Origin of the sequence: Rudaea sp. (assembly GCF_036383415.1) — a bacterium.
Taxonomy (GTDB): Bacteria; Pseudomonadota; Gammaproteobacteria; order Xanthomonadales; family Rhodanobacteraceae; genus Rudaea.
Genome location: NZ_DASVOK010000094.1, coordinates 1 through 10,301 on the forward strand (window position 1 = coordinate 1; position 10,301 = coordinate 10,301).

The window sequence follows — 10,301 nt, forward strand, 5'->3', positions numbered from 1 at the left end:
GCCGCGCGCACACACTGCTGCGCTCGCGCCGCGCGGACCTGCGCGAGCACGTCGCCGGCGGCCCGCTCAAGACGCAGTTCGAGACCGGCTTCATCTACTCAGACGCCTGGTGCGACGATGCGCGCCTGGTCGTGCTCAACGCGCTCGATGCGCAGGCGCGCGGCGCGGAGATCCTCACGCGCACGCGCTGCATGCGCGCGCGACGCGGCACGCAAACGTGGCAGGCGCAAGTGCGCAACGCCGACGGCAGGTTACGCGACGTCGAAGCGCGTGCGCTCGTCAACGCGGCCGGGCCGTGGGCCGCGAGTTTCCTCGACAAGATCGCACACGTGCCGCATGCGCACACGCTGCGTTTGATCAAAGGCAGTCATATCGTCGTGCCACGACTTTACGAACACCACTACGCCTACACGTTCCAGCAGGCCGACCGGCGCATCGTGTTCGCGATTCCGTTCGAGCGCGACTACACGCTGATCGGCACGACCGACATCGAATTCACCGGCCAGCCCGAAGCGGTGCGCATCGACGCAGACGAGATCGCCTATCTCTGCGCCGCCGCAAACCGCTACTTCACGCGCGCAATCGCCCCGGCCGACGTGGTCTGGAGTTACAGCGGCGTGCGTCCGCTGCTCGAAGAAGCAGGCGTCAATGCCTCGGAAGTGACGCGCGACTGGCTGCTCGATTTCGACGACGATGCCGGTGCACCGCTGCTCAACGTGTTCGGCGGCAAGATCACCACGCACCGCCGCCTTGCCGAAGATGCGCTCGACCGCCTCGCGCCCGCGCTCGGCAACACACACGGCGCATGGACGGCGGACGAACGCGTGCATCTTCCGGGCGGCGAATTCGCCGACGCACAGCGCTCGGGCGACGCAGCGTTCGATCATTTCCTGCTCGCGACCATGCGCCGTTACCCGTGGCTGCCCGCCGATCTCGCGCTGCGCTGTGCACGCGCCTACGGCACACGCATCGAGCGCGTCGTCGGCGCGGCGAGCAGGCTCGCGGACCTCGGCAAACGCTTCAGCGCCGATCTTTACCAGGCCGAGGTCGACTATCTCGTGCGCGAGGAATGGGCGCGCAGCGCCGACGATGTTTTGTGGCGACGCAGCAAGCTCGGTTTGCGTTTCGATGTAAAAGGGCGACAGCGACTGGAACAATATCTCGGAGTGGAGAGCAATCGATGAGTCCGTATCTCGGCGAATTTCTCGGCACCGCAACGCTGATGCTGCTCGGCAGCGGCGTGGTCGCCGGCGTACTGTTGCCACAATCGAAATCGCAGCACGGTGGCTGGATCGTGATCACCGTCGCCTGGGGGCTGGCCGTGCTGTTCGGCATCTATGCAGCGGCACCGAGTGGCAGCGGTGCGCACATGAATTCCGCGTTGACGATCGCGCTGGCCGCGCTCGGCAAGTTTCCGTGGGCACAAGTTCCGGGCTACGTCGCCGCGCAAGTCTCGGGCGCCGCGCTTGGCTCGACGCTGGCGTATCTCGCCTATCTGCCGCACTGGCAGGGCGATCTCGATCCGCTCGCCAAGCGCGCGGTGTTCTGTACGGCGCCGGCGATCCGCAATTTTCCGGCCGCGATCCTGTGCGAGGTGATCGGCAGCTTCGTGCTCATGTTCGGCGTGCTCATCATCGGCGCGAACAAGATGACCGAGGGGCTCGCGCCGTTCGCGGTCGCCGGCCTCGTCGTCGCAATCGGACTCTCGCTCGGCGGCCCGACCGGCTATGCGATCAATCCCGCGCGCGACCTCGGTCCGCGCATTGCGCACGCGCTGCTGCCGATTCCGGGCAAGGCCGATTCTGACTGGGCCTATGCATGGGTGCCAGTCATTGCGCCGGTCGCGGGCATGCTGCTCGCGGCCGGTTTCTGGCAGGCGTTCTACGCTTGAAAAGTATAAAAATACAGAAAGGGAGAAAAGCATGAGCCAGTACGTCCTCGCCATCGACCAAGGCACGACGAGTTCGCGCGCGTTGCTGTTCGATCACTCCGGCAACATCGCCACGAGCGCGCAGCGCGAGTTCGCGCAGAAGTTTCCGCAACCGGGCTGGGTCGAGCACGATCCGATCGAGATCCTTGCCAGCGTCGAGGCGACGGTCGCCGAGGCGATCGCGAGCGGGAGCAAGCTCGGCGAGACCATCGACATCGCCACGATCGGCATCACCAACCAGCGCGAGACCATCGTGGTCTGGGAGCGCGCGAGCGGCAAACCGGTGCACGACGCGATCGTCTGGCAGTCGCGGCAGACGCGCGCGATCTGCGACGAGCTGATCGCCGCCGGCCACGACGCGCTCGTGCGTGCGCGCACCGGCCTGCTGATCGACGCGTATTTCTCCGCGACCAAGGTCAAGTGGATCCTCGACCGCGTCGATCCCGCGCGCGAGCGCGCCAAGCGCGGCGAGCTGCTGTTCGGCACGATCGACACCTGGCTGATCTGGAACCTGACCGACGGCAAGGCCCACGTCACCGATGCGAGCAACGCCTCGCGTACACTTTTATACAACATCCACGAGCAAGGCTGGGACGACGACCTGCTCGCGCTGTTCAACGTGCCGCGCGCGATGCTGCCCGAGGTGCGCGCGTCGAGCGAGGTCTACGGTCACACCACGCATTTCGCGCGCGGCCGCTCGATCCCGATCGCCGGCGTCGCCGGCGATCAGCAGGCCGCGCTGTTCGGCCAGGCCTGCTTCGAGGCCGGCATGGCGAAGAACACTTACGGCACCGGCTGCTTCATGCTGATGAACACCGGCACGAAGCCGGTGGCGTCGAACAACGGCCTGTTGACGACGATCGCCTGGAACCTAGGCGGCAAGACCGAGTACGCACTCGAAGGCTCGATCTTCGTTGCCGGCTCGGTGATCCAGTGGCTGCGCGACGGCCTGCGCCTGATCGACGCCGCATCGGATTCCGAAGCCTATGCGCGGCGCGCGAAGTCGAACGAAGGCGTCTACCTCGTGCCGGCCTTCGTCGGCCTCGGTGCGCCGTACTGGCGCAGCGATGTACGCGGTGCGTTCTTCGGTCTCACCCGCGGCACGCGCAAGGAACATCTCGTGCGCGCCGCGCTCGAATCGATGGCCTACCAGACGCGCGACGTGCTCGCTGCGATGCAGGCAGACGCGGGCCTGAAGCTGTCCACGCTGCGCGTCGACGGCGGCGCGATCGCGAACGATTTCCTCGCCCAGTTCCAGGCCGACGTGCTCGGCGTGCCGGTGCAGCGTCCGCGTCAGCTCGAGACGACTGCGCTCGGCGCCGCCTATCTCGCCGGCCTTGCGGCCGGCTTCTGGCAGAGTCGCGAGGAGATCGCACGCCACTGGGCGATCGGCCACAGCTTCGCGCCCGAACTCGGTGAAGGCGAACGTGAACGGCTTTATGCCGACTGGCAGCGCGCTGTCGGCGCAACACTCGAATTCCGCATTGCGCCGAGTTGAGCCGAGAGACGGCAATGAGCGCGAAGACACATATCGAGACACGAGCTTTCGAGGTCGAGGACGAGCACGGCCTGCGCTCGATCCTGGTCCACACGCAGCCGGTCAGTGTCGACGAACACGGCAACGCGACCGCGCTGCCGCTCGGCTCGGAATGGCGCCTGCGCAATGGCGAATCGGTGATTCCACTTTCCGACACCGAGTTCGAAGCCGCACACGGCAAGCGCTGGCGGAAGGTGGCGGGAAGCGGAGCACGCCAGAGAAGGTCTAAATAGGCTACTGCGCTCATTCAGACATTCCTTACGCACAACACACAATTCCATCACGTTTTTTCCGTTTTCTTCACGGCGTGCTTGCCACAATCGGGCAAGCCACAGTCAACGCCGTTCAAGCCCCCGCCCGCAAGCGGATCAAAAGGAGACGGAAAATGCCACAGCAAACCACGCCTACGCCCATCGAGGCGGACGCGCTTCCCGCCGGCTCCCTGGTCAGCCTGTTCGGCCTGCTCGCCGATTTCCTCTTCTTGCGCGAAGGTCAGACGCGCATCGACCTCTACGCATTCCTCGCCTGGCTGCGGCGACATCGGCATGCGGATCAGGCGCAGCGCATCGAGGCCGATCCGGTTTTGCTCGATGCGATCCGCAACGCGCTGGCCGAGGGCCACGGCGAAATCGTCACGCGCCTCGAAGCACTCGACGAAGCGCTGCTGCGCCTGTGCGAACCGCCCGGCCCGTTCGCCGCAGTCGCGCGCGCGGCACGCCCCGATCTCGCCTTGAGAGCCTTGCGCACGTGAGCGCAAAGAAATCGTCGGCGCGCGCATCCACGGCGCGTGCCGATGCGCCGACGTTCGGCGTCGAGGAGGAATTCTTCCTCGTCGACCTGCGCAACGGCCGCTCGCCGGGACGCGTGCCGAAGACCTTCGTCAAGGCCTGCCAGCGCAGGCTCGGCGAAGCGGTTGCGTTCGAGCTGCAGCAGGCCCAGGTCGAACTCGTCTCGCCGATCTTCGAGGACGCCGCGCACGCGCTCGACACGATAACCACGTTGCGCCACCAGATCGCCGAGATCGCGCAGGCGATGCATCTGGGCATCATCGCCTCGGGCTCGCATCCGATCGCGCGCTGGCAGCAGCAGGCGCAGACCGACAATCCGCGCTACCGGCGCTTCGCCGACGAGTACCAGATCGTCGGCCTGCGCGGGTTTTTCTGTGGTCTGCATGTGCATGTCGGCGTGCATGACGAAGTCGACCGCGTGCAGCTGATGAACCGCATGCTGCCGTGGCTGCCGCTGTTCCTCGCCTTGTCGACTGCGTCGCCGTTCTGGAGTCTGCGCCGCACCGGCATGTTTTCCTACCGCCAGTCGGCCTACACCGAGTGGCCGCGCACGGGCACGCCCGATTTCTTCGCCGACGAAGCCGACTACCGACGCTTCATCACGATCCTGAAACGCGCCGGCAGCATCCGCGACGGCGGTGAGCTGTGGTGGACGATCCGGCCTTCGCCGAAACATCCCACGCTCGAACTGCGCATCGCCGACAGCTGCACGCGCGCGGCCGACACGATCGCGCTGGCGACCCTGTTTCGCTGCCTGGTCAGCGCGCATCTGCGCCTGCCCGAACTCGGCGCGCAGCGCAGTTCGGCGACGCGCCGACTGATCGAGGAGAACCGCTGGCGCGCGGAACGCTACGGTATCGAGGCCGAGTTCATCGACGAGACGCGCGAGCGCACCGTGCCGGTTGCCGAACTCGTCGAGCAAGCGCTGGAGCTGGTCGAACCCGATGCGCGCAGGCTCGATCCGCACGGATCGCTGCACGCGCTGCGCACAATCCTCGCGCGCGGCACCAGCGCGCACGCGCAGTTGCAGGCTTACGACGATGCACTCGCCGCAGGCGCCAGCCATCGCGATGCGCTGCGTGCGGTCGTCGATTGGCTGCTTGAAGCAACGGTGCCGGGGCAGCAGCTTGCATAGGCTGCGTCCGCACCCGAATCACTGCGGCTCTTCGACCAGGTAGCCCTTTTCCCGCATCATCGCGAGGCGGCCGTCCGGACTGACCATTTCGGCGACCGGCAGCACGGCGAGCGTGCTCGCGTTGTTCCACAGCGCAGCCTCGGCGGCATCGAGCCACGCGCCGCGGATGCGCTTTTTCGCGGCGTCGAGCTTCTCGCGCAGGTTGGCATTCGCGGCGAGGGCGTTGAGGCAGACCGCGCGCTGGTCCGGATATGGCAGGCTTTTCAGTTTTTCCAGATCGCCGACCGCCCACGCATTTGCACGCGCGCGCATCGAATCGAGATCGGTTTCGAGCCGTGCGATCGTCGTCGCCAGGCAGTCGATGTCGAGCTGACCAGCCGTGCTCTTGAAGTCATCGATCGCCTGGCGCGCATTGTCGACCGGAATCGGCACGTCGATTTCCTTGACCGGCACCTTATGCCGCTTCGCGATCTTCTCGATCACCGGCCACAGTGCGTTCTTGTTGGTCATGCCCGATTTGCCGATCGCCTTGCCGTACAGCTCGTTCGCGGCGAGGATCGGGCGCAGGCGTTCGACGCCGTCGTCGCGACCGAGGTAGCGCTGTTTCAACGGCAGCCAGCGCGCATACAGATCGGCCGGCAGGATGTCCTTGAGCGTCCTGCCTTCGGCATTCTTCTTCGCGCCGAGCGCGGCGGGCAAAAGGAACACCGCGCGGAAGATACCGACCTTGAGTTCGGCCTGGGCGTCGGTCAGCACCTCCTGCGAGGAGGCGATGATCTTTTCCACTTCGTTGGAACGCCAGCTGATCGTCTTCGGCAGCGGCGCCTGCGTGCCGAGGATCCACAGCACGTGATCGCTGTCGCGTCGCGTCACTTTCCACAGCCCCGGACCGGGCTGCTCGCCGGTGACGAGTACGGTGTCGAGCGTCGGCGCCGACGCAGCCGGCGTCGCCGTGGGTGGGGCATCCGTTGCAGGCGGCGTTTGCGCGGCGACCGGCGCGGACGACAGCGCGTAGATCAGCAGGAAAACGATGGCATGCATTCGGGAACAGGGCAGTCGCAAGGCCGCAAGCCTAAGCGGGATGCGATGAACTTTATATGAAAAAAAACCGGCCATGCGGCCGGCTTCGTTTTTGCGCTCGTCCTTGATCGCGGGAATCAAAAAGCGGCCATCCTTGGCCGCGTTTTTCGGCGCTCAGCGCTTCATCGAATTGAAGAACTCGTCGTTCGACTTGGTGTTCTTCATCTTGTCGAGCATGAACTCCATCGCCGCGAGCTCGTCCATCGGATGCAGCAGCTTGCGCAGGATCCAGATCTTCTGCAGCACATCGGGCTCGATCAGCAGATCTTCGCGGCGCGTGCCGGAGCGGTTGATGTTGATCGCCGGGTAGACGCGCTTCTCGCTGATGCGGCGGTCGAGGTGCACTTCCATGTTGCCGGTGCCCTTGAATTCCTCGTAGATCACCTCGTCCATCTTCGAGCCGGTCTCGACCAGCGCGGTGGCGACGATCGTCAGCGAACCGCCCTCTTCCACGTTGCGCGCGGCGCCGAAGAAGCGCTTCGGGCGTTGCAGCGCGTTGGCGTCGACGCCGCCGGTGAGCACCTTGCCGCTCGACGGCACGACGGTGTTGTAGGCGCGCGCGAGGCGCGTGATCGAGTCGAGCAGGATGACTACGTCCTTCTTGTGCTCGACCAGGCGCTTGGCGCGCTCGATCACCATCTCGGCGACCTGCACGTGGCGGATCGCCGGCTCGTCGAAGGTCGAGGAGACGACTTCGGCGCGCACGGTGCGCTGCATTTCGGTGACTTCTTCCGGACGCTCGTCGATTAGCAGGATGATCAGGTGCGTCTTTGGATAGTTGTGCACGATCGCCTGGGCGACGTTCTGCAGCATCATCGTCTTGCCGGCCTTGGGCTGGCTGACGATCATGCCGCGCTGGCCGAAGCCGACCGGCGAGATCAGGTCGAGGATGCGGCCGGTGATGTCTTCGCTCGAACCGTTGCCGCGCTCGAGGTGGTACATCTTGCGCGGGAACAGCGGCGTCAGGTTTTCGAACAGGACCTTGTTCTTCGACGCTTCCGGTGGCTCGTCGTTGATCGTGTCGACCTTGAGCAGGGCGAAGTAACGCTCGCCTTCCTTCGGCGGGCGCGCGGTGCCGGCGAGGTGGTCGCCGGTGCGCAGGTTGAAGCGGCGGATCTGCGAGGGCGAAATATAGATGTCGTCGGGGCCGGCGAGATAGCTCTCGTCCGGCGTGCGCAGGAAGCCGAAGCCGTCCTGGAGGATTTCGAGCACGCCCTCGGAGTAGATGCTGCCGCCGGCGCGCGCATGCGCCTTGAGGATGAGGAAGACGATGTCCTGCTTGCGCGCGCGCGCGGCGCCTTCCTGGATGCCGAGTTCCTCGGCCATCTTGAGCAGCAGGTGCGCGGGCTTGCGCTTCAATTCGTTGAGATCGATCGTGACGCCGGTCTTCGGGCCCTGGATCTCGACGAATTCCTCGTCGGCGTCGTTGTTGCCGCCGCCGCGATTGGGATTGTTGCCATTGCCGCGCTGCTGGTTGCGGTGGCGGTTGCGGCCGCGGCCGCGGCGGTCGTCACGGCCACCTTGCTGCTGCTTCGGCGCCTCGCCTTCGTTGCCGCCCGCTTGCGCGGCAGGGGCAAGTGCGGGGCTGCTTTCGGATGGGGAATTGCGGCTTTCGCCTGTGGGTTCTTTGGATTCGGTTTCGGACACGGGCAGACCTTTGTGGTGCCGTTGGAAAGACAGAGGGTGATGGACGCGTTTGCCGCGCTCGCACGCGCTACGCGCACGGCCGGGATCGAGAAAACGCGACTCGATTCCTGAAAAATTCTCGGGTTCGGTGCCGTTCGCCGCATCGTGCGGGCCGGCTATTCAGTCGTGGGGATTTGCTGCATGAGCGGGGCCGCTCCGGCCCCTCGCTAAAGTATACCTTAGCACTTCGAAATACAGGCGTCCAGCGTGCGCCGGGCCAGCGCGACCCTCCCCGGCCGCGCAGGCGACGCCGACGGCCTCAGATCGCCTTGTCGATCAGCTGCTCGAGCTGCTTCTTGCCGACCGCGCCGATCTGCGTGGCCTGGACCTTGCCGTCCTTGAAGATCATCAGGGTCGGGATGCCGCGCACGTTGTAGTTGCGCGGGGTCTTCTGGTTGTGGTCGATGTTGATCTTCTTGATCTTGATCTTGCCCGCGTAGCTGTCGGCCAGCTCGTCGAGGATCGGCGCGATCATCTTGCACGGGCCGCACCACTCGGCCCAGAAATCGACGAGCACAGGCTCGCTGGACTTCAGCACTTCGGCGTCGAACTGGTCGTCGTTGACATGGGTGATGGCTTGATTGCTCACGGGTGGCTCCGGCAGAAAACGGGGAAAAGACGCGCTGATGCGGCGCGGGGGCCCGGCTTGCGCTACAATTGCTCGCTGCGCGATCGCGGCATCGACTGGAATCTCGAGGGCTTGCCCCCATTTCAGCCGAAGCGCGGAAGCATTTCAAGCGGCGCTACGCAAAGCGCGAGGTTGGCAGGAGTTGGGGACGATTCCGCCACATTTCAAGCACCCGTCGCAGCCGTCCGTGCGCGCTTTCGCGTGACCATCGATACGAATCCATGCCTGCCCAGACCCTTACCGATACCTTCTTCGACAGCTTCGATCTGCATCCGAGCGTGATCGCCGGCCTGCACGCCGCGGGCTTCACCCGCTGCACGCCGATCCAGGCGCTGACCCTGCCGTATGCACTGCAAGGCCGCGACATCGCCGGACAGGCGCAGACCGGCACCGGCAAGACCGCCGCCTTCCTTGTCGCTACGATGCAGCGCCTGCTGACCAAGCCGGCCCTGCCCGAGCGCGGGCCGACCGATCCGCGCGCCGTGATCGTCGCGCCGACGCGCGAACTCGCGATCCAGATCGAGAAGGATTTCCAGCATATCGGTCGCGGCACGGGCCTGAAGTCCGCGCTGATCTACGGCGGCGTCGACTACGACAAGCAGCGCGACATGCTGCGCGCCGGCGTCGACATCATCATCGCCACGCCGGGCCGCCTGATCGACTACTTCAAGCAACACGTATTCTCGTTCAAGGCGGTCGAAGTGTTCGTGCTCGACGAGGCCGACCGCATGTTCGACCTCGGCTTCATCAAGGACGTGCGTTTCCTTATGCGCCGCTTGCCCGAACGCGAGCTGCGCCAGTGCCTGCTGTTCTCGGCGACGCTGAGCCACCGCGTGCTCGAACTCGCCTACGAGAACATGAACGAGGCCGAGCAGCTCACGGTCGAGACCGAGAACGTCACCGCCGACCGCGTACGCCAACTCATGTACTTCCCGGCGAGCGAGGAGAAGATTCCGCTGCTGATCGGCCTGCTGTCGAAGTCCGAAGCCAAGCGCAGCATGATCTTCGTCAACATGAAGGTGGCCGCGGAAAAGGTCGCGCGCCGTCTCGAGCGACAAGGTTTCCTCGTCGGCATGCTCTCGGGCGACGTGCCGCAGAAGAAGCGCCAGAGCTTGCTGGGCAAGTTCCAGCGCGGCGAGATCGAGATCCTCATCGCCACTGACGTCGCCGCGCGCGGGCTGCATATCCCCGACGTCAGCCACGTCTACAACTACGACCTGCCGCAGGACGCCGAGGACTACGTGCACCGCATCGGCCGCACCGCGCGTCTCGGTGCCGAGGGTGATGCGATCAGCTTCGCCTGCGACATGTACGCGCAGAGCCTGCCCGACATCGAAACCTACATCGGCCAGAAGATTCCGACTGCGGCGATCGACCCGGCCCTGCTCGTGCTGCCGCCGCCGCGCCATCGGCCCGACCTGCCCACGAGCAGCGTCGAGGACGAAGACGACGGCAGCGTGCCGGTGAAGGGTCCGCCGCCGTCGCGCTCGCGCAACTCGCGTTCGCGCAGCGGTGGC

General features: G+C 65.6%; 10 protein-coding genes. 7 read left to right on the top strand and 3 right to left on the bottom strand.

Translation table 11 applies throughout. The annotated features are described in order from the left end of the window. From glpD to VF497_RS03465, 6 genes are all read left to right on the top strand, one after another. The coding region (gene glpD, locus VF497_RS03440; protein ID WP_330886240.1) for a glycerol-3-phosphate dehydrogenase at positions 1-1,184 on the top strand (1,184 nt) is incomplete at its 5' end. Then, entirely contained in the window at positions 1,181-1,891 is a 711-nt protein-coding gene (locus VF497_RS03445) for an MIP/aquaporin family protein (RefSeq protein WP_330886241.1), read from the top strand. The genes glpD and VF497_RS03445, both read left to right, overlap by 4 nt. A 31-nt stretch (positions 1,892-1,922) precedes the next feature. Next, positions 1,923-3,428 (top strand): glycerol kinase GlpK, encoded by a 1,506-nt coding sequence (glpK, locus tag VF497_RS03450; protein WP_330886242.1) that lies wholly within the window; start codon positions 1,923-1,925, stop codon positions 3,426-3,428. A gap of 14 nt (positions 3,429-3,442) precedes the next feature. Further along, positions 3,443-3,700: a hypothetical protein gene (locus VF497_RS03455; RefSeq protein ID WP_330886243.1), complete on the top strand. Its 258-nt coding sequence runs from the start codon at positions 3,443-3,445 to the stop codon at positions 3,698-3,700. Between the two features lie 152 nt (positions 3,701-3,852). Next, entirely contained in the window at positions 3,853-4,218 is a 366-nt protein-coding gene (locus VF497_RS03460) for a hypothetical protein (RefSeq protein WP_330886244.1), read from the top strand. Then, the gene (locus VF497_RS03465; protein ID WP_330886245.1) at positions 4,215-5,390 is read left to right on the top strand and encodes a carboxylate-amine ligase; all 1,176 of its coding nucleotides are present in this window, start codon (positions 4,215-4,217) and stop codon (positions 5,388-5,390) included. Before VF497_RS03460 ends, VF497_RS03465 begins: the two co-directional genes overlap by 4 nt. 18 nt (positions 5,391-5,408) lie before the next feature. On the opposite strand, the gene VF497_RS03470 is transcribed toward VF497_RS03465, so the two are convergent. The 3 genes from VF497_RS03470 to trxA form a co-directional block, all read right to left on the bottom strand. Further along, positions 5,409-6,431: a TraB/GumN family protein gene (locus VF497_RS03470; protein ID WP_330886246.1), complete on the bottom strand. Its 1,023-nt coding sequence runs from the start codon at positions 6,429-6,431 to the stop codon at positions 5,409-5,411. A gap of 153 nt (positions 6,432-6,584) precedes the next feature. Beyond that, entirely contained in the window at positions 6,585-8,117 is a 1,533-nt protein-coding gene (gene rho, locus VF497_RS03475; protein ID WP_330886247.1) for a transcription termination factor Rho, read from the bottom strand. A 298-nt stretch (positions 8,118-8,415) separates the two neighbouring features. Then, on the bottom strand, positions 8,416-8,745 hold the full coding sequence (gene trxA / locus VF497_RS03480; RefSeq protein WP_330886248.1) for a thioredoxin TrxA: 330 nt from the start codon (positions 8,743-8,745) through the stop codon (positions 8,416-8,418). Positions 8,746-9,005: 260 nt separating this feature from the next. Here trxA and VF497_RS03485 point away from each other — a divergent pair. Beyond that, on the top strand, positions 9,006-10,301 hold a 1,296-nt coding region (locus VF497_RS03485), incomplete at its 3' end, for a DEAD/DEAH box helicase (RefSeq protein ID WP_330886249.1).

What these genes read in the sequence shown, in the direction of transcription:
- VF497_RS03445 (WP_330886241.1), top strand. Translation starts at nt 1,181, where the DNA reads ATGAGTCCGTATCTCGGCGAATTTCTCGGCACCGCAACGCTGATGCTG.
- glpK (WP_330886242.1), top strand. Translation starts at nt 1,923, where the DNA reads ATGAGCCAGTACGTCCTCGCCATCGACCAAGGCACGACGAGTTCGCGC.
- VF497_RS03455 (WP_330886243.1), top strand. Translation starts at nt 3,443, where the DNA reads ATGAGCGCGAAGACACATATCGAGACACGAGCTTTCGAGGTCGAGGAC.
- VF497_RS03460 (WP_330886244.1), top strand. Translation starts at nt 3,853, where the DNA reads ATGCCACAGCAAACCACGCCTACGCCCATCGAGGCGGACGCGCTTCCC.
- VF497_RS03470 (WP_330886246.1), bottom strand. Translation starts at nt 6,431, where the DNA reads ATGCATGCCATCGTTTTCCTGCTGATCTACGCGCTGTCGTCCGCGCCG.